26 protein-coding genes are annotated in these 24805 nt (G+C 59.3%); 13 read left to right on the top strand and 13 right to left on the bottom strand.

The features are described 5' to 3' along the window. Positions 1-107: 107 nt before the first annotated feature. The 3 genes from RTCIAT899_RS04550 (at position 108) to RTCIAT899_RS04540 (ending at position 2071) form a co-directional block, all read left to right on the top strand. Positions 108-758 (top strand): chloramphenicol phosphotransferase CPT family protein, encoded by a 651-nt coding sequence (locus tag RTCIAT899_RS04550; RefSeq protein WP_015339056.1) that lies wholly within the window; start codon positions 108-110, stop codon positions 756-758. 258 nt (positions 759-1016) lie between these two features. Continuing rightward, positions 1017-1376 carry a VOC family protein gene (locus RTCIAT899_RS31840; RefSeq protein ID WP_015339055.1) on the top strand — a complete coding sequence of 120 codons (360 nt, stop codon included), beginning with the start codon at positions 1017-1019 and terminating at the stop codon, positions 1374-1376. 77 nt (positions 1377-1453) lie between these two features. After that, positions 1454-2071: a LysE family translocator gene (locus tag RTCIAT899_RS04540; protein ID WP_015339054.1), complete on the top strand. Its 618-nt coding sequence runs from the start codon at positions 1454-1456 to the stop codon at positions 2069-2071. Positions 2072-2242: 171 nt separating this feature from the next. On the opposite strand, the gene RTCIAT899_RS04535 is transcribed toward RTCIAT899_RS04540, so the two are convergent. The 6 genes from RTCIAT899_RS04535 to coxB all read right to left on the bottom strand — a co-directional run bounded on the left by RTCIAT899_RS04535 (position 2243) and on the right by coxB (position 7556). Next, positions 2243-3121, bottom strand: a complete 879-nt coding sequence (locus RTCIAT899_RS04535; protein WP_041677819.1) for a cytochrome c oxidase subunit 3 — start codon at positions 3119-3121, stop codon at positions 2243-2245. Between the two features lie 63 nt (positions 3122-3184). Then, positions 3185-3796 (bottom strand): cytochrome c oxidase assembly protein, encoded by a 612-nt coding sequence (locus tag RTCIAT899_RS04530; protein WP_041677261.1) that lies wholly within the window; start codon positions 3794-3796, stop codon positions 3185-3187. 9 nt (positions 3797-3805) lie between these two features. Further along, entirely contained in the window at positions 3806-3946 is a 141-nt protein-coding gene (locus RTCIAT899_RS33745; protein WP_015339051.1) for a hypothetical protein, read from the bottom strand. After that, positions 3943-4902: a heme o synthase gene (locus RTCIAT899_RS04520; RefSeq protein ID WP_015339050.1), complete on the bottom strand. Its 960-nt coding sequence runs from the start codon at positions 4900-4902 to the stop codon at positions 3943-3945. Before RTCIAT899_RS04520 ends, RTCIAT899_RS33745 begins: the two co-directional genes overlap by 4 nt. Positions 4903-4960: 58 nt before the next feature. Further along, positions 4961-6655 carry a cytochrome c oxidase subunit I gene (ctaD, locus tag RTCIAT899_RS04515; RefSeq protein WP_015339049.1) on the bottom strand — a complete coding sequence of 565 codons (1695 nt, stop codon included), beginning with the start codon at positions 6653-6655 and terminating at the stop codon, positions 4961-4963. A gap of 13 nt (positions 6656-6668) precedes the next feature. Beyond that, positions 6669-7556 (bottom strand): cytochrome c oxidase subunit II, encoded by an 888-nt coding sequence (gene coxB / locus RTCIAT899_RS04510; protein WP_041677259.1) that lies wholly within the window; start codon positions 7554-7556, stop codon positions 6669-6671. Between the two features lie 340 nt (positions 7557-7896). Between coxB and RTCIAT899_RS04505 the strand changes: the two genes are divergently transcribed. Continuing rightward, a complete protein-coding gene (locus tag RTCIAT899_RS04505) occupies positions 7897-8520 on the top strand; it encodes an invasion associated locus B family protein (RefSeq protein WP_041677818.1) in 624 nt (207 codons plus the stop codon). 63 nt (positions 8521-8583) lie between these two features. After that, on the top strand, positions 8584-9999 hold the full coding sequence (tldD, locus tag RTCIAT899_RS04500) for a metalloprotease TldD (RefSeq protein ID WP_015339046.1): 1416 nt from the start codon (positions 8584-8586) through the stop codon (positions 9997-9999). Positions 10000-10017: 18 nt separating this feature from the next. Here tldD and RTCIAT899_RS04495 read toward each other — a convergent pair whose 3' ends face one another. After that, on the bottom strand, positions 10018-10323 hold the full coding sequence (locus tag RTCIAT899_RS04495) for a nucleoside triphosphate pyrophosphohydrolase family protein (RefSeq protein WP_015339045.1): 306 nt from the start codon (positions 10321-10323) through the stop codon (positions 10018-10020). A 108-nt stretch (positions 10324-10431) separates the two neighbouring features. Next, complete coding sequence (locus RTCIAT899_RS04490) at positions 10432-11739, bottom strand: D-alanyl-D-alanine carboxypeptidase family protein (protein WP_041677258.1); 1308 nt, start codon at positions 11737-11739, stop codon at positions 10432-10434. A 227-nt stretch (positions 11740-11966) separates the two neighbouring features. Here RTCIAT899_RS04490 and RTCIAT899_RS04485 point away from each other — a divergent pair, with 227 nt between their 5' ends. Beyond that, on the top strand, positions 11967-13025 hold the full coding sequence (locus RTCIAT899_RS04485) for a polysaccharide deacetylase family protein (protein WP_015339043.1): 1059 nt from the start codon (positions 11967-11969) through the stop codon (positions 13023-13025). Positions 13026-13028: 3 nt separating this feature from the next. Here the strand turns inward: RTCIAT899_RS04485 and pdxH are convergent, their stop codons facing one another. Beyond that, positions 13029-13649, bottom strand: coding sequence for a pyridoxamine 5'-phosphate oxidase (gene pdxH / locus RTCIAT899_RS04480; RefSeq protein ID WP_015339042.1), 621 nt, complete (start codon positions 13647-13649; stop codon positions 13029-13031). A 64-nt stretch (positions 13650-13713) separates the two neighbouring features. On the opposite strand from pdxH, the gene RTCIAT899_RS04475 reads away from it, so the two are divergent. The 5 genes from RTCIAT899_RS04475 (at position 13714) to RTCIAT899_RS04455 (ending at position 18788) form a co-directional block, all read left to right on the top strand. Beyond that, positions 13714-14172 carry an RT0821/Lpp0805 family surface protein gene (locus tag RTCIAT899_RS04475; RefSeq protein WP_015339041.1) on the top strand — a complete coding sequence of 153 codons (459 nt, stop codon included), beginning with the start codon at positions 13714-13716 and terminating at the stop codon, positions 14170-14172. A gap of 313 nt (positions 14173-14485) precedes the next feature. Further along, a complete protein-coding gene (locus RTCIAT899_RS04470) occupies positions 14486-15649 on the top strand; it encodes a DnaJ domain-containing protein (RefSeq protein WP_041677257.1) in 1164 nt (387 codons plus the stop codon). A gap of 121 nt (positions 15650-15770) precedes the next feature. Then, a complete protein-coding gene (fabI, locus tag RTCIAT899_RS04465) occupies positions 15771-16589 on the top strand; it encodes an enoyl-ACP reductase FabI (protein ID WP_015339039.1) in 819 nt (272 codons plus the stop codon). Positions 16590-16606: 17 nt separating this feature from the next. Beyond that, the gene (locus tag RTCIAT899_RS04460; RefSeq protein ID WP_015339038.1) at positions 16607-17203 is read left to right on the top strand and encodes a histidine phosphatase family protein; all 597 of its coding nucleotides are present in this window, start codon (positions 16607-16609) and stop codon (positions 17201-17203) included. Positions 17204-17249: 46 nt separating this feature from the next. Beyond that, positions 17250-18788 (top strand): IS3 family transposase, encoded by a 1539-nt coding sequence (locus tag RTCIAT899_RS04455; RefSeq protein WP_015339037.1) that lies wholly within the window; start codon positions 17250-17252, stop codon positions 18786-18788. 135 nt (positions 18789-18923) lie between these two features. On the opposite strand, the gene RTCIAT899_RS04450 is transcribed toward RTCIAT899_RS04455, so the two are convergent. After that, positions 18924-19184, bottom strand: a complete 261-nt coding sequence (locus RTCIAT899_RS04450; RefSeq protein ID WP_015339036.1) for a DUF1344 domain-containing protein — start codon at positions 19182-19184, stop codon at positions 18924-18926. A 308-nt stretch (positions 19185-19492) separates the two neighbouring features. Here RTCIAT899_RS04450 and aroC point away from each other — a divergent pair, with 308 nt between their 5' ends. Both aroC and ribB read left to right on the top strand, forming a co-directional pair. Next, positions 19493-20590: a chorismate synthase gene (aroC, locus tag RTCIAT899_RS04445; protein ID WP_015339035.1), complete on the top strand. Its 1098-nt coding sequence runs from the start codon at positions 19493-19495 to the stop codon at positions 20588-20590. 10 nt (positions 20591-20600) lie between these two features. Then, positions 20601-21704: a 3,4-dihydroxy-2-butanone-4-phosphate synthase gene (gene ribB / locus RTCIAT899_RS04440; protein ID WP_015339034.1), complete on the top strand. Its 1104-nt coding sequence runs from the start codon at positions 20601-20603 to the stop codon at positions 21702-21704. 121 nt (positions 21705-21825) lie between these two features. On the opposite strand, the gene RTCIAT899_RS04435 is transcribed toward ribB, so the two are convergent. The 3 genes from RTCIAT899_RS04435 to RTCIAT899_RS04425 form a co-directional block, all read right to left on the bottom strand. Further along, positions 21826-22371 carry a GNAT family N-acetyltransferase gene (locus RTCIAT899_RS04435; RefSeq protein WP_041677255.1) on the bottom strand — a complete coding sequence of 182 codons (546 nt, stop codon included), beginning with the start codon at positions 22369-22371 and terminating at the stop codon, positions 21826-21828. 77 nt (positions 22372-22448) lie between these two features. Continuing rightward, complete coding sequence (locus tag RTCIAT899_RS04430) at positions 22449-23507, bottom strand: dipeptidase (RefSeq protein WP_015339032.1); 1059 nt, start codon at positions 23505-23507, stop codon at positions 22449-22451. A 73-nt stretch (positions 23508-23580) separates the two neighbouring features. Continuing rightward, the gene (locus RTCIAT899_RS04425) at positions 23581-24771 is read right to left on the bottom strand and encodes a winged helix-turn-helix domain-containing protein (RefSeq protein ID WP_041677817.1); all 1191 of its coding nucleotides are present in this window, start codon (positions 24769-24771) and stop codon (positions 23581-23583) included. Positions 24772-24805: the final 34 nt, after the last annotated feature.

The following is a 24805-nucleotide window of genomic DNA, read 5'->3' as shown; positions in this document are numbered from 1 at the left end:
TCGCCCCTGTCACTATCAGTAAACACGATGTGCGCGTCCGTCCAATCGAAAAGCGCGGATACGCCGCGCCAGCAGCCCGGGAAAAGCATGCAGAAAGGATTGGATTCATGGCAACCAGCGAAGGCTTGCCTCTTGGTCAGATCATCATTCTCAATGGCGCGCCGCGATCCGGAAAAAGCAGCATCGTCGAGGTGATACAGGCTGATTTCGAGGGCGTGTGGGTCAATCTCGGCGTCGATGCCTATGTGCGGCATATCACGCCTCCACGCTATCGCCCGGGCATCGGCTTGCGTCCCGGCGGCGAGCGCCCTAATCTCGAACCGCTGGTTGCGCGCCTTTATGCCGCACTCTATGCCTCGATCGCCGCGCATAGCCGCATGGGATTGAATGTGGTCGCGGAATTCGGTCATCACGACAGCTATTCGCAACCGCTCGGCATTCTCCCCGATTGCGCCCGGCTTCTGGCAGGGCTGCCCGTTTTATTCGTCGGCGTGCGCTGCCCGCTCGACGTCGTGATGGGGCGGCGGCAGGCGGAGGGACCGGAAAGACAGGGTACTTATGTGAAGGTTGAGGCAGGCATGCCTGTTCCGGCGCCGGTCATTGCCTGGCAGGACCATGTCCATCGGCCCGGCATTTACGATTTGGAAATCGATACGTCGGTGAAAAGCCCGGAGGCCTGTGCGGAGGGAATCCGGCAGTTGCTCGCCAGAGACTTGCCCCATCCGACGGCATTCGAGAAGATTGCCTCAGGGGATTGAGGCGCCAAAACAAAGGCGGGCGCTGAGCACCGCCCCTGCCTTAAAGTGGAATCCAAGTAAATACTGCTGCCGAACCCCTATGGCATGGGCGTTTCAGAGGGGCAGCAATCTGGCAATCATACCGTCGCAGAATCTTGAGACTTGTTACGCCACTGGTTTCAGTCGCAAAATGTGTCGCAGGTTTAGGGGATTTTAGTGACAGTCTCTGTCACCTTATTCCGCTCGAGAGCACGCCATGTCGCGAAGAAGGCAGCCACAATGATCAAAATTGGCTCGATCGTGATCCATTGCTGTGAGTTTGAGCGCATGGTCGCCTTCTGGCAGGAAGCCTTGCACTACGTCCCACGTGAGCCTGTGAGCGATAACTGGGTTGTGCTTCGTGATCCTGAAGGCCACGGCCCGAATGTTTCCTTTCAGGCCCATGATCGAAGTGGCTGGCGGAGAAGCTGGCTGCACCTGGACCTTTATACCGATCGCCAGCAGGAGGAAGTCAATCGTTTGCTGACAATCGGAGCGAAACAATACCCGTGGCGGTATCCGGAAAATGCTGACTATGTGGTTTTGCAAGACCCTGACGGTAATCTTTTCTGTGTAGTGCAAAGGCCGCAAATCTCCTGACTTTCGAACGGCGCAAAAGTCCGGCTAAGATATCGAGCAAAACTCGGGAATTTCGCGACAATCGGAGGGAAGAAAATATGTCATTTGAATCATATGTGGCATTTGTCGCTGCAACTGTCGCTCTGATTATACTACCCGGGCCTAATGTAGCGCTCATCACCGCAAACTCCATCGCCTATGGGCGAAAGTTTGGCTTGATTACCGTCGCCGGTACGAGCACGGCCATGGTTCCACAGCTGATGTTTACAATCCTTGGAATGACGGGTGTCTTGGCGTTAGCTGGAGAGCTTTTTGAATGGATTCGCTGGAGCGGCGTTGCCTATCTCGTATATCTAGGCGTTCAAGCATGGCGCGCGCCTGCTGCTGATCTCACAAAGGTCAAGCCGGAGCCCCGATCAGCAAGGTCGATCTTTCTTCGCGGTTTCCTCGTGTCGTCATCGAATCCAAAGACCTTGCTGTTCTATGGAGCGTTTTTCCCGCAGTTCATCTCTTCGTCTGCCGATGTCGGACCGCAGCTCTTGGCGCTATCTTTTTCGTTTCTCGTGATCGCGTCCGCTCTGGACTGTTGCTGGGCGCTGCTTGCCGATCATCTCCGGTGGTTTCTCGCAACACGCGGATCAATTCGGAATCGGCTTACCGGCTCGTTTTACCTTGCTGCAGCTGCTGGACTGGCGAGCGTGAAGCGCGCTGGATAGTGCCGCGAAAATCCTAAGTTTGTGACAAAATCGGAACCTCTGAATTCTCAGAGGAAAATCTGTCGCAAAACTCGCCCGCAAAGTGAGAGTTTTGCGACAGAAAGCATTCCACATTTCAATTAGAGGCTAACGCCGAGCGCCCGCCTTTGGTTTTCGAAAGATCGATACCGATCAGCCCGCCGCGAGCGGTGCGCCCCAGCTGCCCCAGATGTAGATGCAGAAGAACAGGAACAGCCAGACGACGTCGACAAAATGCCAATACCAGGCGGCGGCTTCGAAGCCGAAATGCTGCTTCGGGGTGAAATCGCCGCGGATTGCGCGGACCAGGCAGACCAGCAGGAAGATCGTGCCGACCAACACGTGGAAACCGTGGAAGCCGGTCGCCATGAAGAAGGTCGCACCATAGATCGAGTTTTTGAACGCGAATGGAGCGTGGGCATATTCATAGGCCTGGACGCAGGAGAACAGCGCGCCGAGCAGCACGGTGAGCGTCAGGCCCTGGATCAGTCCCTTGCGGTCGCCGTGCAGAAGTGCATGGTGAGCCCAGGTGACCGTGGTACCCGACAGCAGCAGGATGATGGTGTTGTAGATCGGCAGGTGCCAGGGATCGAGAACCTCAACGCCCTTCGGCGGAAACTGGCCACCGAGGAAGGCCGTGCGCGATGCCTGGATCGCCTCGTTCGGGAACAGGCTGACATCGAAATAGGCCCAGAACCAGGCGACGAAGAACATCACTTCGGAAGCGATGAACATAATCATGCCGTAGCGCAGATGCAGCGAGACGACTCGGGTATGCGCACCCTCATGCGCTTCCTTGATCGTGTCGGCCCACCAGCCGTACATGACGTAGAGGATCACCGCGAGGCCGATGAAGAAAAGCCAAGGCTGCGCCCAATTGATCCCGAACAAATGCATCGCGCCACCATTCAGGTAACGCATGAAGCAGACACCGCCGAAGGTGATCACGAAGGCCCCGAGGGCCGCGGTAATCGGCCACGCGCTGGGCTCGATGATGTGATAATCGTGTTTTCTCTGATGCACTTCGGCCATATCAGCAATCCCCGAATAACTTTTTCCCATATTGCTTCCGGTCAGACCGAAAAGCACTCTCCATCAAAGTTTCTTTTCCACCGGCTTCGTACCGCCGTCATTGGATGCCACGGGCTTTGCGCCTTCCCGTGGATAATAGGTATAGGATAGTGTCAGCGCGTTGATCGTCTTGGTTTCCGGAGCCTTAGCGATCTCGGGATCGACATAGAAAACCACTGACATCTCGCGCTTTTCGCCGGGCGCCAGATCCGTCTCATTGAAGCAGAAACACTGGACCTTGTTGAAATAGACCCCGGCTTCGAGCGGCGTGACGTTGAAGATCGCCTGGCCGCGCTCCATCTTGTCCGACTTGTTCTCGATCTGGAACTTGACCTCGACCGTCTCACCGATCTTCGGGCTTACAGACTTTTGCAGCGGCTTGAAATCCCATGGCAGGCCCGGTGCGACATTGGCGTCGAAGGAAACCTGGATCTGCTTGTCGAGGATGAGGTTCGACACCTGCTCGACACGCTGCGTCGTGCCGTTATAGCCCGTCACCTGACAGAACATGCGATAGAGCGGCACGGCGGCGGCGCACATGGCGCTCATGCCGACGACGAAGCTCAGGCACATGGCAACGATCATCCCGTTGTTACGGGCGCCGTTCCTCGTGCTTTTTGTGACCTCCCCCTCCATTACGCCTCCTCAAACGTGTCCGGAACCGACCTTGATGATGGTGATTGCGTAGAACAGCACCACCAGACCGGCAAGCACCAGCCCGAGCGCGATGTTGCGCCCTCGCCGTGATTTCTTCTGCGCCTCGGTCAACTTGACGAGCTCGATCATAGCCAGCCTCCGGCACCACCCGACACCAGCACCGCAACGAGCCGGTCGATCAGCAGCGCGGAAAAGATCGCAAAGAGATAGAAAATGGAAAAGCCGAAGAGCTTCTTTGCCGGCACCATCTTCACGTCGTCATCGGCCATGCGCCAAACGGCGATGGAACAGTGCACGAAGATTACGCCGAGCATCGCTGCAACGACGCCATAGCCGAAGCTCGCAAAGCCCATGAAAGCCGGCACGACACCGAAGATGGCGGTCAGCACCGCATAGACGACGATCTGATTCTTCGTTGTCGGGATGCCGGAGGCATTCGGCATCATCGGTACGCCAACAGCCTCGTAGTCCCCCATCTTGAAGAGTGCCAGTGCCCAGAAATGGGCCGGCGTCCAGAGAAAGATGATGAGGAAAAGCACGATGCTTTCCATCGGCACGGTGCCTGTCACGCAAGCCCAGCCGATGACGGGCGGAAATGCGCCGGCCGCACCGCCGATAACGATGTTCTGCGGCGTCGAACGCTTCAGCCACATCGTGTAGACGACGGCATAGAAGAAAATCGTGAAGGCGAGAATGCCGGCGGAAAGCCAGTTGATCGCAAGACCGAGGATCGCGACCGAAAAGCCCGACAGCACGAGGCCGAAGGCCAGCGCTTCCGATGGATTGATACGGCCCGAAGGTATGGGCCGGCTCTTGGTGCGGGTCATGACAGCATCGATATCGGCGTCATACCACATGTTCAGGGCGCCGGATGCGCCCGCGCCGACCGCAATGCAGAGGATGGCGATGAAACCGAGAACGGGGTTGATATGGCCGGGAGCCAATACGAGGCCGGTAAAGGCGGTAAAGACGACCAGCGACATCACGCGCGGCTTCAGGAGCTCGAAATAATCGCGCGCACCCGCTTCCGACAGGCCGGTTTCGCCTTGCTTCGCGAGCGCTTCGTGATTGTCGATGACCGTCATTCTTTCTTCCAATTATCCGTTGAACCGGACGCCGCTTATCACGGCGTCCGGAAATGAGCTACTTGATGCGCGGCAGCTCTTCCCACTGGTGGTGAGGCGGCGGCGACGACAGCTGCCACTCGAGCGTGGTTGCGCCCTCACCCCAGGGATTATCGCCTGCGACGCGCTTCTTTGCGAAGGCATCTATAACGCCCCAGAAGAAGAAGCAAAGGCCAACGGCTGCGACATAGGAGCCGATGGAGGAGACGAAGTTCCAGCCGGCATAGGCATCCGGATAGTCGATGTAGCGGCGCGGCATGCCCGCACGACCCAGGAAGTGCTGCGGGAAGAACACCATGTTCACACCGACGAAGGTGATCCAGAAGTGCCAGTTGCCGATCCGCTCGTTGTACATGTAGCCGGTCATCTTCGGGAACCAGTAGTACCAGGCGGCGAAGATGGCGAAGACGGCGCCAAGCGACAGAACATAGTGGAAGTGTGCCACAACGAAGTAAGTCGCATGCAGTTCGCGGTCGAGGCCGGCATTGGCAAGCTGGACGCCGGTGACGCCGCCGAGCGTGAACAGGAAGATGAAGCCGAGTGCCCAGATCATCGGCGTGCGGAACTCGATGGAACCGCCCCACATCGTCGCGATCCACGAGAAGACCTTAACACCAGTCGGAACCGCGATGACCATCGTCGCGAAGACGAAGTAACGCTGCGTGTCGAGCGACAGGCCGGTCACATACATGTGGTGGGCCCAGACGACGAAGCCGACGGCGCCGATCGCGACCATGGCGTAGGCCATGCCGAGATAACCGAAGATCGGCTTGCGCGAGAAGGTCGAGATGATGTGGCTGATCATGCCGAAACCGGGCAGGATCAGAATGTAGACTTCCGGATGGCCGAAGAACCAGAAGAGGTGCTGGTAGAGCAGCGGATCACCGCCGCCTTCCGGCGCAAAGAAGGTCGTGCCGAAATTGCGGTCGGTCAACAGCATGGTGATGGCGCCGGCGAGAACCGGGAGTGACAGAAGCAGCAGGAATGCGGTGATCAAAACCGACCAGGCAAACAGCGGCATCTTGTGCAGCGTCATGCCGGGAGCGCGCATGTTCAGGATCGTGGTGATGAAGTTGATCGCACCGAGGATCGACGAAGCGCCCGCAATATGCAGCGCGAATATGACCAGATCAATCGCCGGGCCGGGATGGCCGACCGTGCCTGACAGTGGCACATACATCGTCCAGCCGCCGCCCGCGCCGTAAGCGCCTGCCGGGCCTTCGACGAACATCGAGAGGATGAGCAGCAGGAAAGCCGGAACGAGCAGCCAGAAGGAGATGTTGTTGAGGCGCGGGAAAGCCATATCCGGCGCGCCGATCATGATCGGCACCATCCAGTTGGCAAAGCCGCCGATCATCGCCGGCATGACCATGAAGAAGATCATGATCAGCGCGTGGGCGGTGACGAAGACGTTGTACATCTGCTTGCCGCCATCGATGGCGGCATCGCCCGAAAAGCCATAGACCATCGACGCCAGACCGCTGAAGATCTGGATGCCGGGCTCCTGCAACTCCATGCGGATGGCAACGGAGAGGAGGAAGCCGATCACGCCCGCAAAGATCGCGAAGATCAGATAGAGCGTGCCGATGTCCTTGTGATTCGTCGAAAACAGCCAACGTTCGGCGAAAGTCTGCTTGTGTGCGTGATGATCGTCGTGCGCGTGGGCGTCGTGAAGATCATGCGAGTGATCGTCGTGTGCCTTGGATCCAGCCATTGTTCCTACCCTCTTACTTCGCCGTGTTTTCCGCGACCTTGACGGTCGTCGGTTGATCGACGGCGGCCATCAGAGCCTTGTTCGCCTTGCCGACATCGGTTGCAGCAGCGGCAAGCCACTGCTTGTACTGATCGTCGGAGACGACACGGATGGCGATCGGCATGAAAGAGTGATCCTTGCCGCAGAGCTCGGAACACTGTCCATAGTACAGGCCTTCGCGGTCGGCATTGAACCAGGTTTCGTTCAGACGGCCCGGAATGGCGTCAATCCTGACACCAAATGCAGGCAAGGCGAAGGAATGGATGACGTCGGTCGGTGCGGCAGTGATGAGAAGGCGCACGTTCTTGCCGACGGGAACGACCATTTCGTTATCGACGGCGAGCAGCCGCGGATATTTCGACTTGTCGTCCTTGCCGGCGGCGGCGCGGTCCTGCTCCTTCAGCATGAAGGAATCGAAGGCGAGCGGCGCCGCGCCACTGCCCTCATATTCATAATTCCACTGCCATTGCGTCGCCGTCGCCTTGACGGTGACATCCGTCTTTTCCGGGAAGGTCAGCTGATCGGTCAGAAGATTGAAGGAGGGAATAGCCAGGAAGAGAAGAATGAGGACCGGTCCGATGGTCCAGATGACTTCGACCAGCGTGTTGTGGCTCGTCTTGGACGGAACCGGGTTCTTGGACGCCCGGAACTTGACCATGACCACCACCAGCAGGACCAGAACAAGCAGCGTGATCGGAATGATAAACCAAAGCGTGTATGCCTCAAACCAGCGGATTTGATGCATGTTGCCGGTTGCCGCCTGCTGCATACCGGTTTCCCAAGGTCTCGGCTGATCGGCGTAGCTACCCGTCGCAAAAAGCAGACAGATCATAGCCGCCAGAGCCGCGTAAGCTCTTTTCATCACGATGTCTCTCCCTCCAGCGTTTGATCCCAGATCTTCCTCAAACGCAGTATCCCTACAATCCATTGCGCTTCAAACCACAGTTTGGGGTGCTCCGCAACAACTCACGACATTTGTTAGTGCGGCATTTTTGCGCGAATATCCCCCCATGCTTGTCGCGGACATGACAAGCATTTCATCATCATACGAAAAATTGCATCGCGGTCCATGGCGCCGCCGGGACAAAATGGAGTAGACGTCGTATTTCCGCCGTAGTCGGTTGGAATCCAGCAGCCGGGGCTTTTCATTTGCCGGCCTGGGCTTCAACAATAGCGGCACTGATTCGAATCTAGAGGTTTCCATGGGTTTTCGTTCCCTCGCCCGGCTTTTGCTCGTTACCGGCAGCGTCGCTGCCGCAGTTGCCGCACCCGCATGGGCGCAGCAGGGCCAGCAGACTCAGCCGCCGGCGCAGCAGACCCAACAGTTGCAGCCGGACCAGCCGGGCCAGCAGCAGCCGCATACGCAGCAAGTTCCGACCAGCCAGGTTCCGCAACCGCCGGGTACGGTCCGGTCCAGCCACGGTGCATGGTCCGTCGTTTGCGACAAGCCGGCAGGTGCCGCGACCGAGCAGTGTGCGCTGATGCAGAACGTGATCGCCGAGGATCGTCCGGAAATCGGTCTGTCCGTCGTCGTGCTGAAGACGGCTGACCGCAAGTCCAAGATCCTGCGCGTGCTGGCGCCGCTCGGCGTGCTGCTGCCAAACGGTCTCGGCCTCAATATCGACGGCAAGGATATCGGCCGCGCCTATTTCGTGCGCTGCTTCTCCGACGGCTGCTACGCCGAAGTCGTGCTGGAGGACCAGTTGCTGAAGACGCTGCGCAGCGGCGCCACGGCAACCTTCATCGTCTTCCAGTCGCCGGAAGAAGGCATCGGCATCCCTGTGGATTTGAAGGGCTTTGCGGACGGCTACGACGCCCTTCCCTGACCGGATGGGCTTGCTCTTGCGCGGTGCGAAGCCTACATCGGCTCTGAACGGAGCACCTGATCCATGAATACCGATCTCCTTACACTTTTCGATGCCGATGAAGCCAAGCTGCGCGGCATCGTTGCCGAAGCTCTTTCCGGCGCCGATGACGGCGAGCTCTTCGTCGAGCATGTCCAGGCGGAATCGCTCACATTCGACAACGGCCGGATGAAGGGTGGCAGCTTCAATACCGAGCAGGGCTTCGGCCTTCGCGCCGTCGCCGGCGAAGCGGTGGGCTATGCCCATGCGGGTGATCTTTCCGAGGCTGCATTGAAGCGCGCCGCCGATGCGGTGCGCGCGGTGACATCGGGCTATGCCGGCTCCTACGCGGCCGCGCCCCAGCGCACCAACAAGGTGCTCTATGGCGACGAGAACCCGATCGGCACGCCGAGCTTCGAGGAGAAGGCAAAGCTCCTGCAGCGGATCGACAGCTATCTGCGCGACAAGGACGCCAAGGTCCGCCAGGTGACGGCATCCATCGCCGCAAGCTGGCAGGTGGTCGACATTCTGCGCGCTGACGGTCATCGCGTTCGCGATGTGAGGCCGATGACGCGTGTCAATATCTCCGTGATCGTGGGTGACGGCGACCGGCAGGAATCCGGCTCCTTCGGCACCGGCGGCCGGATCGGCTTCGGAGATTTCGTCACAGAAGACAATTGGCACCACGGCGCCGACGAGGCCTTGCGTCAGGCGCTTGTCAATCTGGAGGCGAGCGAGGCGCCTGCCGGTACGATGGACGTCGTGCTCGGCTCCGGCTGGCCGGGCGTCATGCTGCACGAAGCCGTCGGGCATGGGCTCGAAGGCGACTTCAACCGCAAGAAGACATCGGCCTTCGCCGGCCTGCTTGGCCAGATGGTGGCCGCTCCCGGCGTCACCGTCGTCGATGACGGCACGATCGAGAACCGCCGTGGCTCGATTACGGTCGACGACGAAGGCACGCCTTCGGCCTATAATGTCCTCATCGAGAACGGCAAGCTGGTCGGCTACATGCAGGACCGGCAGAATGCCCGGCTGATGGGCATGAAGGCGACCGGCAACGGCCGCCGCCAGGGCTATGCCCATACGCCGATGCCGCGCATGACCAACACCTATATGCTCGGCGGCGACAAGACGCCGGAAGAAATCATCGCCTCGGTGAAGAAGGGCATCTATGCCGTCTCCTTCGGCGGCGGTCAGGTGGATATCACCTCAGGCAAATTCGTCTTCGGCTGCACCGAAGCCTATCTCATCGAGGACGGCAAGGTCGGCGCGCCGATCAAAGGTGCAATGCTGATCGGCAATGGGCCGGATGCGATGAAGCGCGTTTCGATGATCGGCAACGACATGAAGCTCGATACCGGCATCGGCAATTGCGGCAAGGCAGGGCAATGGGTTCCGGTCGGCGTCGGCCAGCCGCATCTGAGGATGGACCAGATCACGGTGGGCGGCACCAAGACCTAATCGTTCTTGAGGCGCTTATCACGCCTCGGGACGAAAACGCCATTTGCGCTCCACCGCAGCCGTCAAGTCCAGGCCGTTGCGATGCGCGAATAAGAGAATGTGGCCGAGCACATCGGCCGTTTCGTCGGCAAGTGCGGTTGCCAGTTCCGCATCGCTCATGCCCTTGCGCCGTCCACGGCCGGTGACCTTGTTCCAGATCTGGATCAGCTCGCCCATCTCCTCCTGAAGTTTCAGCACGAACCAATCGTCGTCACGCTCCATGCCGTTATCGGCGGCGTAGCGTGCCGAAGCCATTTCGAATTGCTCCATCAGTTCTTTCAGCATCGAAATCGTTCCCTTTATGTTCTAGATATCAATGAACGATTCCCGCCAAAAAGTCGAGCCGGCGGAGATCGCTCCGCCGGCTCGCGTTTATCCAATTCAAGATTATGCTCAGCCCTTGCTTGGTAGCAGCATGCAATCGAAGTCCTTCCGCTTCAAAGCGGAGCAAGCCGAACTCGCATCGTCACGGCTTGCAAAGCCGGTGAAGCGGGCGCGATAGACCGTGCTGGCACCCTTGCCGACGGCCTCGGTATAGGGCGAGGCATTGGCGAGCGCATTGCCGGCCTTGGACTTCGCTTCCGAGAGAAGATCCTTTGCAGCCTGGGCGGTCGGCGTCGCGGCGATCTGCACCTGCCAGCTTCCGGATACGACCGGCTTGCTGGCGGTTGCCGTCTGCTTGTTATCGACCAGGATCTCGTCCATCGCAGCCGGGCGATCCATGGGCACGGTGACGTTCGAGGCGGCAGCGAATGCCATCGGAACGACCTCCGCGCGTTTGCGCGGGGTGGCTGCGGTGGTCTGCGTATCGACATCCACGGCAACATCGTCCGATGCAGACGCCACTTCGACCTGCTTGGCCATCTTGCCACCGCCGACGCTCGCCATCAGGCGCGATGTCGCGGCGGGGGCTGCCTTGGGCACATAGCGGTCCAGCAGCGACGCCATCATCGCATCGCGGCCACGCGCGGTAGCGCCGCCCATGACGACGCCGATCACGCGGCGATTGCCCTGGCGCACGGCGCTGACGAGGTTGAAGCCGGAGGCATTGGTATAGCCGGTCTTGATACCGTCCATGCCTTCATAGCGATACATCAGATTGTTATGGCCGCGCACGTAATGGCCGCGGTAGTTAAAGCTCGTCTGCGAGAAGAGCCGGTATTCCTGGGGATAGTTGTTGATGAGCGCGACGGCAAGCGTCGACATATCTCGCGCTGTCGTCCACTGCTGCATGTTCGGAAGGCCCGAGGCATTCAGGAAGGTGGTGCGGCGCATGCCGAGTTCGCGCGCCTTCTGCGTCATCATCCGCGCAAAGCCGCTTTCGCTGCCGCCAAGCGCTTCCGCCATGGCGGTGGCGGCATCGTTGGCAGACTTGATGATCATGCCATCGACGGCTTCGCGGACGGTCACCGTACCACCGGGCTTGAGACCCAACTTGGTGGGCGGCTTGGCAGAGGCGAAACGCGAAACCGGGATCCTGGTATTCCAGCTCAGCTTGCCGCGATGGATCGCCTCGAAGGTCATGTACAGCGTCATCATCTTGGTCAGCGATGCCGGATGGTTGAGGTCATCCGCATTGCTGGATGCCAGCACGTTGCCGGTCTTTGCATCCATGATGAAATAGGCGCTGCCAGCGAAGCTCGCCACGGGAGCGCTCAACAGCAAGACGGCCGCAGACAAAGCCATCAGAAGTCGTTTCATAATTGTCCCCAACCGAAAGAATGCCGACACACCGCATCAATCCCTGTATGATTTTGCGACAAAAAGCCTGATACCGGTGCGATATTGAGGCAACAGCCTCGATAGTTCTCCAATTTTGCCTTTCCTGGTAAAATAAGCATTAACGCATTGGAAATTATGACAAAGATTCAGTAAGGTTTAACGGGGATGCGCTACAGCGTTGACATTGGTCAACCGGGTCGAGCCGCATGGAACAGGGCATCAAGGTCCGCCTCAAGCGCACGATGATCTCAAGCGGACTGGAAGCTGCCGCAATCTTGAAGGGTGCGGGGCTGATGCGCGACGTTGCCGGCCTCGGCACTATCTTCACCCTTCATCACGTCCGCCCTGCCCTCCCCCGCCGTTTTGCGCCCAATGCGCATCTGGAGGTCTCGCCCGACTTTCTCGATCAGGCGATCGTCCGGCTGAAACAGGACGGTTACGAGTTCATTGCACTCGACGCTCTTCCGTCACGGGCAAACGAGGCTGCCGGCAGACTACCCTTCGTCGCCTTCACGCTCGACGACGGCAACCGGGACAATCTCGATTATGCCCTGCCGATCTTTGCGCGCCACAATGTGCCTTTCACCGTCTTCGTCGCCCAGGGGCTTTCGGAGCGAACCCATAGCATATGGTGGGAGACGCTGGCTGAACTGCTTGGCCGGCTGGATCGGGTGACATTCGATTTCGGATCGGGAGACGAGTTTCTGCCGCTCGGCAAAGACAGCCAGAAGCATGCCGCATTCGCCCGCTTCGCCGCTTTCGTCCACAGCGACGAAGAAAGCGAAGCCGTCGGCCGGATCGATGAGCTTGCCCGGCGTAATGGCCTGGAACCACTCGACATCGTCCGCGCATCGATCATGGATCGGAACGAATTGCGGCAGCTGGCACGCCATCCCCTTGCCTCGCTCGGCGCTCATACGGTGAGCCATCGGGCATTGGCAAGGCTCCCCGAGGCGGAGGCGGCCGCGGAAATAGCACTCTCCGCCGATTATGTCGCCGACATCACCGGAAAGCGGCCCACCACAATCGCCTACCCCTATGGCACGAACGAAGCCGCCGCGCCGCGCGAAGGTCGGCTTGCGGCAGAGCTTGGCTTTTCTGTCGGCGTCACCACGCGCCCCGGCACGATCACGACGACAAACGGCAATGCACCGCTGCTGCTGCCGCGGCTATCGCTGAACGGCCATTACCAGAAGCCCCGCTATGCGTCGGCACTTGCATCCGGCATCCCCATGCGGCTGATGGGGCGCCGGGAGCCTGCATAAGGTTTACGGATACATCCGCACCTTTTGCCAGGCGCCTTCAGGCATATCGCGACGAAATTCGATACGATCGTGCAGGCGGAACTGGCGGTCGTGCCAAAATTCGATCGACAGCGGCCGGATGCGGAATCCGGACCAGTAAGGCGGGCGCGGAATATCGCCGATCGCGTAACGGGCGGTATATTCGGCGACGGCCTTTTCCAGCGCGAAGCGGCCCTCCAGCGGTCGCGACTGCTTTGAAGCCCATGCCCCGATGCGGCTGCCGCGAGGCCTTGTCTTATAATACTCGTCGGCTTCCTTATCGCTCACCACTTCAACCAGGCCACGCAAACGCACCTGGCGGCGCAGCGACTTCCAGTGGAAACACATGGCGGCTTTCTTCTGGGAAAGAATTTCTTGGCCTTTCTGGCTCTCGAAATTTGTATAGAATACGAATCCGTCGCTATCGAAACCTTTCAGAAGAACCATGCGGACATTTGGCAAACCATCCTTATCCACCGTTGCCAGCGCTACCGCATTCGGATCGTTCGGTTCGGTGGTCTCCGCCTCACGCAGCCAGGACGCAAAGAGACTGAAAGGTTCATTCTGCTCGGTGAAGTCACCGCTTGTTAACTCGTTTTCCGACATATTAATTCAAAAGCTCCGCAATTCCTAATAACCGCCGGCCTCTCTGGCTGGCCAAGAAGTTCGGGTGGAAGTCATAGCAAAGTCGATCGTTCATACAAAGCGCAAGCTTGCAAAAGGCGTGACGATGGCTGTCGCCCTCATCTCCCTTTTCACCCTTGGCGGCTGCGTCGGCGGCGGCATGGACTACCTGAGCTCGGCCAAAGTGGATCGCAGCGTATCGACGGGAACCGTGCCGACGGCACCGGTGACAGCGGACAGCATCTCCGACGAGACCACGGTGCGCAATGCCGTCACCTCGGCGGATCTCAATAAGCTCAACGGACAGCCTATACCCTGGGCAAACACCTCGACCGGCAGCGCCGGCGTCATCGACACGATTGTCGAAAGCAATGCATCCGGCGTGGTCTGCCGCCAATTCCGCACGAGCCGGCATTCCTATCAGGGCGTTGCCAACTTCTCCGGCAGGACTTGCCTTGTCGGCCTCGGCGAATGGCAGTTGCTGAGCTTCCAGCAGGCAGGCTGATCGCCTTTCTCCTGTTTCCATCGCCTCCAAAACATTTTTGCTTCCGTACGCGTGATGTTGACATCTGCGCTCTCCGTCCGACTGCGATTTTGGCACCGCCTGTTAGCGATTGGCTAACCATGCCCCGAAATGGGGATCTGCTGCCCCTCTCCGCCGTAACGCCTGATTAGCAACTCTTCCCGCAGGATCGGCTCATCGGCGCATCACCCTTGCCTCCCATGACAGGAGGCGGGACGGCGAAGCGCTATCAATTGGTTCTTTGCTTGGGGTGCCGCGATGGGGCTGGGCACACCCACGAATGATGGCGGGAAAGATGCGGGATCCGTATAAGGTGCTGGGCGTTAGGAAGGATGCAGGGGCGGACGAAATCAAATCCGCCTGGCGCAATCTGGCAAAGACTGCTCATCCCGATCACAATCCTGGCGATCCGACGGCATCGGAGCGATTTGCCGAAATCGGCCGTGCTTACGAGACGTTGAAGGATCCCCAGAAGCGCAGCCGTTACGATCAGATCGCGCGTATGGCCGAGGCGAAGGGCCAGAGCCAGGAACAGACGATCATACAGCAGCGGCAGGCGGCACGGGAGGCCGCCGAACGAGCCAAGGCCGCGCGTGCCAATGCCGACAAGATCATGGAAGAGCTCGCCCGGGCCAATGCCCGCAAGGCAGCAGCCTCGGCGGCATCCGGCCAACATGGTAATGCCGCCGAATCGCCGGAAGATATGGTCGAGCGTATTTTCGGAGTGAAGACCGGCCAGGCGCAGCAGGCACAAGCCACGGCTGATGTCGGCGCACAACAGGCGGAAAAGCCGCGGGAACAGCCCACTACCGCAGCATCGGAAGAGCTGCAGATGGAAGAAGAGCAGTACGCAGCGGTCTCCGCGTCGGCCGGCTCGCGCTCGGCCTTCGGCATCCTCGGCTCCCTGGTGCGGCGCATCACGGGCGGCACTGTACCCGAAAAGCCACCGGAAAAAACCCCGGAGGTCGCTGCCGAAGCCACGGTGACGCTCGACGACATGCTGAAGAGCCGTTGGATCATCGTGCCGCTGCCCGATGGCCGCGAGGCGCGCTTTCAGGCAACGACGGATATCTCCAACGGTCAGGTGCTGCACCTCAAGGGCCAGGGGCTGAAACTGCATGGCATGCTGCGCGGCGATGTCGCCGTCACTGTGCATCTGTCGACCGACGGGCGCTTCACGCTCGAGGGCAGCGATGTGCGCACCATATTGCCCGTCAGCATCGAAAATGCGGTCCTTGGCTGCGAGACAACCGTCGAGGGATTGAACGGGCCGGTCCGGATCACGGTGCCGGCATGGTCCGGTTCGGATCAGATCATTCGCATTTCCGGTGAGGGATTGCCGGACGGCAATGGCGCAAAAGGCGATCTCATTGTCGAATTGCGGCTGATGCTCTGGGAAAAACCCGACGACAAGGTCACGGATCTCATGCGGAGTATGCGCGAAGGGCTTTTCCTGTGAAATTTTGGTGACAACAGCACCCTTTGTTACGATCCCTAACAGTTGATGATCTTTACGATGCTTGAACCGGGGGTCGGCCTATGCCATAGGCAGGTTCATCTAAAGTTCAAGGGAGCATAATATGGCTCAAGCCACTGGCCTCATGGCAGGCAAACGCGGCGTCATCCTCGGCGTAGCAAACAACCGTTCGATAGCGTGGGGTATTGCCAAGGCCTGCTCGGATGCCGGAGCCGAAATCGCATTGACGTGGCAGGGCGATGCCCTGAAGAAGCGCGTCGAGCCGCTCGCTCAGGAGCTCGGCGCCTTCATGGCCGGCCATTGCGACGTGACCGAGCCGGCAACGATCGATGCCGTCATGGACACGCTCGAGGCGAAATGGGGCAAGATCGATTTCGTCGTGCACGCCATCGCGTTCTCCGACAAGGACGAGCTGACCGGCCGTTATCTCGATACCAGCCGTGACAATTTCACGAAGACGATGGACATCTCCGTCTATTCCTTCACGGCGGTTGCGCAGCGTGCCGAGCGAATCATGAATGACGGCGGCTCCATGATCACCCTCACCTATTACGGTGCCGAGAAGGTCATGCCGCATTACAACGTCATGGGTGTTGCCAAGGCCGCTCTCGAAGCAAGCGTGCGCTACCTCGCAGTCGATCTCGGCAGCCGCGGCATTCGCGTCAACGCGATCTCGGCAGGCCCGATCAAGACACTCGCAGCCTCTGGCATCGGCGATTTCCGCTACATCCTGAAGTGGAACGAGTACAACGCGCCGCTGAAGCGGACCGTCACGATCGACGAAGTCGGCAATTCCGCCCTCTATCTGCTGTCGGATCTGTCGACGGCCGTGACCGGCGAAATCCATCACGTCGATTCCGGCTACCATACGGTCGGCATGAAGGCCGTGGACGCGCCCGACATTTCCGTCGCGAAGGACTGACCAACAGGAATCTGACCGTGTCGCCCATCCTCTATGTGATACGCCACGGTCAGACCGACTGGAATGCCGAGCGCCGGCTGCAAGGGCAGAAGGATATCGATCTGAATGCCATCGGCCGCGAACAGGCGCGGCAGAACGGCATCGATCTTGCGGAAATCCTTGCCTTCGAAAACATCCCCTTCGATTTCGTCGCAAGCCCGTTGCGGCGCACCCGCGAAACCATGGAAATCGTTCGTCAGGCCATGGGCCTGCCGCCCAAGGACTACAGCACCGACGACCGATTGGTCGAGGTGTCCTTCGGGGCCTGGGAAGGCTTTACCCTCAAGGAATTGAAGGCGACCGAGCCTGACCGTCTTGCCGAGCGCAAGGCCAACAAATGGGATTTCATCCCGCCCGGCGATGATGCCGAAAGCTACGAAATCCTCTCCTGGCGCGTTGGCGCCTGGCTGACGTCCATCGACCGCCCGACAGTCTGCGTCACCCATGGCGGCGTCATACGCACGCTGTTTCGCCTGATCGGGGATGTCGAAAAGGAAGAGGCGGCCGAAATCCCCATCCATCAGGACCAGATCCTGAAAGTCGGTCCGGAAATGAAGATTATCGGCTGGATGTAACGCGGTGGGGATGCGGACGAAAACTTGGACCACCAGGAGGTAGTTCATGTATTCCTACGCAGACAGACTTCGCGCAGTGGAGCTTTATCTCAAGCTCGGCAAGCGGGTTAAGGCGACTATCCGGCAGTTGGGTTATCCGACCAAGAACGCCCTGAAGAGCTGGTACCGCGAGTACGAGCAGCATCTCGACGTGCGGGTTCGCAGCGTGGCTCGAGCGCCGAAATTTTCTGAGGCCGAGAAGCAGGCGGCGCTTGACCACTACCGCACTCACGATCGCTGTATCTCTTCAACGATGAGAGCGTTGGGCTATCCAGGTCGGGGGACTCTGACGGCATGGGTTCGAGAGGCGTTTCCGGAGGCGAGGACTTCGATGACTGGTCGATCCTGGCGTCCGGCCTATCCCGAGGCCTTGAAGCAGGTTGGTGTCATCGGGCTTTGCAGTGGAGAGGAAAGTGGCCAACAAGTAGCCGACCGGCTAGGCGTATGCAGACCGACGTTGTACAACTGGAGAAATCAGCTACTCGGTCATGAGGCTGCCTCATCGATGAAACGCCGCAAAACCTCTGCACCGGCACGTGAGCGCGAGGAACTCGAGCGACAGCTTGAGGCCCTCCAACGCGATGTCCGCCAATTGCAGCTCGAGCATGATCTGCTGAAGAAGGCCAATGAACTCCTAAAAAAAGGCCTGGGCGTCGATCTGCAACTCCTGAGTAATCGGGAGAAGACACAGCTGGTTGACGCCCTCAAAGATATCTATCGATTGCCAGAACTGCTTGTGCAGTTGGGAATTGCGCGAAGCTCCTACTTCTACCATCGCGCCCGAGCGAACCTGGAAGACAAGTACGTCACCATCCGTCGCAGCCTGGCGGAAATCTTCGAGAGCAACCATCGCTGCTACGGCTATCGTAGACTGCAGGCGTCTCTGGCCAGGCAGAGTGTGACAATCTCGGAAAAGGTTGTGCAGCGATTGATGAAACAGGAGTGCCTGGTCGCCGCCAGACCACGGCGACGGCGTTTTGGCTCGTACTTGGGAGAAATCAGTCCTGCACCTGAGAACCTGATCAACCGCGACTTCCATGCAAAAACACCGAACGAGAAATGGCTCACGGACATCACCGAATTCCAGATCCCAGCCGGTAAAGTGTATCTCTCGCCTATCATAGATTGCTTCGATGGCATGGTGATCAGTTGGTCGATTGGAACGCAACCTGATGCTGGGCTAGTCAACACGATGCTGGACGCCGCTATTGACACAGTTACCGATGCCGAAGGCGGAACAATCGTCCATTCGGATCGTGGAGCGCATTATCGCTGGCCCGGCTGGCTCACTCGGATCAGCGATGCGAAGCTGGTTCGTTCAATGTCCCGCAAGGGCTGTTCACAGGATAATGCAGCGTGCGAAGGCTTCTTCGGCCGATTGAAAACGGAACTCTTCTACCCTCGAGACTGGAAGAGCATCACAATCGAGCAGTTTGTCCGCGAGGTTGATGCCTACATCCGATGGTACAATGAAAAGCGCATCAAATTATCACTGGGCTCACGCAGTCCAGTCGAATATCGAGAAAGCCTTGGCCTAACTGTATAAATTAGTCCAACTTTTTATCCGCATCCCCGGTTTGGGATTAGGCCGAGGACCGTTATTTCGGAGAACGCTTAAAATCGATCAATCGAAAGCTCTGGATTTCACCCGAGCCGGGTGAGTGCCTGGCGAAGCTTGGGTTTATTGGACGATATCCAGATCGTTGACGACGCGCTTGCCGTCGACTTCCGTATAGAAGACCACGACCTTCACACCAGCCTGGAGGCCGCTGAAATCGAAATCCTCCGGCACCTGATAGCTCTTGCCGTCATCCAGCGTGATATTGAAGTTCTTCGCATCGACCTTCTTGATGACGGCCTCGACATCCGCGCTCTCAGCAAAACCAGCGACAGGAGCAAGCAGGCTTGCCGTGGCCAAAAGCGTCGCTACAAAAAAGCGCATCGTCGTTACCCTTCAGGTCAATTTGATTGTGATTTCTTATGCGATGCAGAAAACACGTCGAATATGGCAGAAGTTGCCCCCAATAGTGGCTTGGCTCGCCCAATTGGTGAATGCATCGTCACAATCCACAATTCGGATTAATCTTTGTTTACCATGCCGATGCTTGAGGAGGAAAAAGGCTCAGCGCCGTTTCCGAGGCAACTGAAAGAAAGATTTTGTCTTGTCGGCATTTTGGCCTATGAGTGGGCCGCAATTGCAAGTGACAAGACGCGGCCTGCCGTCAGGCTGCGCTAATCCGGTCGTTTTACATGTCGCATAATACATTCGGTCACCTCTTCCGCGTCACCACCTGGGGCGAAAGCCACGGCCCGGCGCTCGGCTGCGTCGTCGACGGCTGCCCTCCGGGCCTCCGTTTCAAGCTGCAGGACATTCAGACCTGGCTCGACAAGCGCAAGCCGGGGCAATCGCGCTTCGTCACGCAGCGGCGCGAGGACGATCTCGTGAAGGTTCTGTCGGGCGTCATGCTCGATGAGGACGGCGAGACGATGATCTCGACCGGAACGCCGATCTCGATGCTGATCGAGAATACCGACCAGCGTTCGAAGGATTATGGCGAAATCGCCCGACGCTATCGTCCCGGCCATGCCGACTATACCTATGACGTCAAATACGGCATTCGCGACTATCGTGGCGGCGGCCGCTCCTCGGCCCGCGAGACAGCAGCGCGTGTTGCCGCCGGCGGCATCGCCCGTCTCGTCGTGCCCGGCGTGACCATCCGTGGCGCGCTGGTGCAGATCGGCAAGCATAAGATCAACCGTGCCAATTGGGACTGGGCTCAGGTCGACCAAAATCCTTTCTTTGCACCTGATCCGGAAATCGTGCCGGTGTGGGAAGAGTATCTCGACGGCATCCGCAAGGCCGGCTCCTCGGTCGGGGCCGTTGTCGAGGTCGTGGCCGAAGGCGTGCCCGCCGGTCTCGGCGCGCCGATCTACGGCAAGCTCGATCAGGACATCGCCTCGCTGCTGATGTCGATCAACGCCGTCAAGGGCGTCGAAATCGGTGAAGGCTTCGCATCCGCAGAACTGACCGGCGAAGAAAATGCCGACGAAATGCGCATGGGCAATGACGGCAAGCGTATCTTCCTCTCCAATCACGCAGGCGGCATTCTGGGCGGCATATCCACCGGCGAGCCGGTGGTCGCGCGCTTCGCCATCAAGCCGACCTCGTCGATCCTGACGGAGCGTCAATCGATCGATGCCGATGGCCGCAATGTCGATGTGCGCACCAAGGGCCGCCACGATCCATGCGTCGGCATTCGCGCCGTGCCGATCGGCGAAGCCATGGTTGCCTGCGCCGTTGCCGACCATTATCTGAGGGATCGCGGCCAGACGGGCCGAGAGAGATAGGAATTTCGAGATGCCTTACGACCAGAAGCGTGTTGTCGATGCCATCAGGGCCTTCGAGGCCGGCGAGATCGTCGTCGTCATGGATGATAACGACCGCGAGAACGAAGGCGACCTGATCGTTGCCGCCGTTCACTGCACGCCCGACAAGATGGCCTTCATCGTTCGCCACACCTCCGGCATCGTCTGCACGCCGATGCCGCGCGAGGAGGCCAAGCGGCTGAACCTCAACGCCATGGTCGCGGAAAACGATTCCGCCCACACGACGGCCTTCACCGTCTCCGTCGATTTCAAGCACGGCACGACGACGGGTATTTCCGCCGACGACCGGACGCTGACGGTTCGCAACCTCGCCAACCCGAATGTCGGCCCCACGGATTTCGTCCGCCCCGGCCACATTTTCCCGCTCGTCGCGCGCGAAGGTGGCGTGCTGATGCGTTCCGGCCATACGGAAGCAGCCGTCGACCTCTGCAAGCTTGCAGGCCTGCCGCCGATCGGCGTCATCTGCGAGCTCGTCAATGACGACGGCACGGTGACGCGCGGTCAGCAGGTGATAAGCTTCGCCGAGCAGCACGGGCTGAAGCTCGTCTCCGTCGCCGACCTCATCGCCTATCGCCAGCGCAAGGAAACGCTGATCGAACTCGGCGCCAGCTTCGACGTCGAGACGCCCTTCGGCAAGGCGCGCGCCCATACCTATTCCCTGCCCTGGGACCCGATGCAGCACCTCGCCGTCGTCTTCGGCGACATCCGCGACGGTATCGACATTCCGGTCCGCCTGCATCCGGAGAACGTTGCCGAGGATATTTTCGGCAAGAATAGCCCGGTCGATTTCTACATGAAAAAGATCGCCGAAGAGGGCCGCGGCATCATCGTCTATCTGCGTGAGGGCTCTGTCGGCGTCGGCCATTTCGACAACGGCCGCAAATCGCGCCAGGCCGGCCGCGAGGCGCATGCCGAAGCGCAGACGCGGGATAGCGAATGGCTGGAAATCGGCCTCGGTGCTCAGATCCTGAAGGATCTCGGCGTCAGCTCGATCAAGCTGCTCACCAGCCGCGAGCGGCACTATGTCGGCCTGGAAGGTTTCGGGATCAAGATCGCCAAGACGGAGATCTGCTGATCTTTAACCCTCCCCTTGATGGGGAGGGTCGGAGTAGCGCTCCGGGGTGGGGTGATCGCGTCGATGTTTGTAGCCAAACAATTGTCACCCCCACCCGCCGCTTTGCGGCGACCTCCCCCCTTCACGGGGAAGGTGCCGAAAATTCGCGATCGAGCAGCCCCATCATGATGTCATCGTGCCAGCTGCCGTTGACATAGGCCGTCTCCCGCTCCCTTCCCTCGACAACGAAGCCGCATTTCTCATAGGCGCGGATGGCACGCTGATTGTAGGCGAGCACGCGTATTCCGATGCGGTGCAGCCCCATCTCGCCGAAAGCATGACACAGTAGAAGCATGATCGCTTCCGTGCCAAAGCCTTTGCCAAGCAACGCCGGATCATAAATCCCGATCGCCATCGTCGCACGCTTGTCCTGGGGATTGACGTTGTCCAATCTGATCACGCCGGCAAAGGCGCCCTTGATCTCGATAACCCATGCGTGGGGGTGATCGGCAATACCCTGAACCCATCTGACCGCAGCCTCCCGAGTGATGGGCTTGATATCCTCCTTGTTGACGCCATACATTTCCGCGATATCGGCATTGGTGCCCAAGAGGAGGCGCTCATCGGCGTCCTCGGCACATGGCGGGCGGAGCCTGACATTGCGGCCTTTTAGAATCAGCGACGACAATGAACTCTCCTCCTCGGGTGCTCTTCCGCCTATTGGACTTAGTTAGCTCTGTCCTCTCAAGGGAGAGGTGACAAAGCTCATGATCGATCCGGCCATGTGAGGCTGAACACGCGAAGCCAATTGTTATAGGCGAATTTTCGCAAGGTCAGCTCGTCGAAACCACTTTGGCGCATGGCGTCAAGGAGACGCGGCAAGCCGCTTGCGTCCTTGATCTCGCGGGGCATGACCGCACCATCGAAATCCGATCCCAGAGCGACCCCCTCGGGCCCAACGCGAGCGATGAGGTAATCGATCTGGCGAATAACGGCGTCGAGCGGGGTGTCCTCGTCAAGATTGGCATCCGCGCGGATATCGTTGACGGCAAGATTCAGCCCGACGACGCCGCCTGTATCGCGGATGGCATCCAATTGCCGATCGTTGAGGTTTCGGGTCGATGGACATATGGCATGGGCGCAGGCGTGGGTGGCGACGAGCGGAGCCGTGCTCAATGCGGCGACATCCCAAAATCCGCGCTCGTTCAGATGGGAAACATCGACCATGATCCCCAGTTCGTTGCACCTTCTGACCAGATTCTTTCCCAAATCCGTGAGGCCGGGTCCAGTATCTGGCGATCTCGGATAGGCGAACGGAACGCCGTAACCAAAGATATTAGGGCGGCTCCAGACGATGCCCAGGGATCGAAGGCCGGCATTGTACAGGCTATCCAGATAACCGAGATCGGGGCCGATGGCGTCGGCGCCTTCCATATGGAGCACGACGGCAAAGACGCCGGCATGTCGTGCCGCCTCGATCTCGCCGACGCTCGTTGCCAGACGGATTTTATCGCCCGAACGTCCAATCAGCTTCTCTATGGCCGAAAGCTGTCCGTCGATTTGCCGGCGGGCATGGTCCGAATGCAAAGCTTCAGCATAGCGAACTTCGTAGCCTTCATGATTGATCGTCAGATCATCCACCGGTTCTTGTTCCGGCGCGGCGTACATCGCAAACAATCCGCCAGCCAGGCCACCTTCGAGCGCCCGCGGAAGATCGAGATGCCCTGCCTCGGACCGCGCCAGAAAATCACGGCCGTCGGGTCTATAATCCAGCATGAACTGGACGGCATCATTGTGCCCGTCGAAGATCCGAACATTATCCATGCGATCGCTGTCCCCAAAAATCAGCGGCCGTTCCCCGGATGCCGCTCACCACCGATCTCTCGAAAAGTAGCGGTCATCCCCGCCAGCCTTCGAGAAACACGACCTTCTCGACGCCGGTGAAACGGGCAACGCGCTCCAGTTCGGCTTCCAGCTTCTCCAGCCGACCGGCCGATGCCTTGACGCCCGGTTCGAGCCAGAGGCGCTTGACGTCAAGCGTTCCCGCCTTGCGGTCAGCCTTCATATCGATCCGTCCAATCAGACGGTCTCCTTCCAAGAGCGGAAAAACGTAATAGCCGTATTCACGCTTCGGCTCGGGCACAAAAATCTCGATGCGGTAGAAGAAGCCGAACAGGCGTTCGGTGCGGTTGCGATCGCGCAGCGTTGGATCGAAGGGGCTGAGGACACGGATGCGCGCCGGCGCTTCGGCATGGCTGTCGAGCGTGTCATGAAAGTCGAGGAAAGCAAGCGAAGGTCGAGGCTTGCCACCGCCGGCAGGCTCGATCAACACTTCGGTCAGTTCGTCGCGATGCGTTTCGACCCAGCTTTTGGCCTCCTGCGGCGTCACCAGATCCCAGAAGGCGGCGATCTCGCCCGAGGTCGCAAAGCCGAGACGCTGCAGCGCGCTGCGGCAGGCCCAGTCGACGAATTCGTCATGCTCCACTTCCGGCTCATGGAAATGGGCCGGCAGCACGCGCTCCACGAGGTCATAGACCTTCTGGAAATTGGTGCGGCCGGCGATCGCGAATTTGCCGGTGCGCCAGAAATATTCGAGCGCTGTCTTGTTGGGATGCCAATTCCACCAGCCGCCGGAGACATGATCCTCCGCCTTCACCTCACGGGCGGTGATCGCGCCATTCTTCAGCACGCGTTCATAGGTTTCCTCGAAAGCCGCCTCGAACCCCTCGCCGCGCCATTTCCGCCAGCGTTCGATGATCGCCACTTCCTCGCGGCGAAAACGGTGCTTCCAATAGACGAAGAAAGCGCTCGGCAGAATGGAGGCGTCGTGCGTCCAGTTCTCGAAGAGCGTGCCGTCCTTTTCCAGAAGTTCCGTCAGGTGCTCGCGCCGATAGGTCTGGTTGCGCGAAAACAGGATCTGGTGATGGGCACGCTCGACGGTGCCTATGCTATCGACCTGCACGAAGCCGATGTCGTGGATGAGCTGCAGCAGGCCCGCCTTGGTCAAGGCGCGGTTCGGCGGATTGGCAAGCCCCTGCTTGGCAAGGAACACGCGGCGGGCGTCACGATTCGAGAGCAGATTCGTCATATGCGGATCATAGGCATAAATTCCCATGCTTTCA

It is taken from the genome of Rhizobium tropici CIAT 899 (assembly GCF_000330885.1).
Classification (GTDB): Bacteria; Pseudomonadota; Alphaproteobacteria; order Rhizobiales; family Rhizobiaceae; genus Rhizobium; species Rhizobium tropici.
This window is presented reverse-complemented; position numbering and strand designations above follow the sequence as displayed.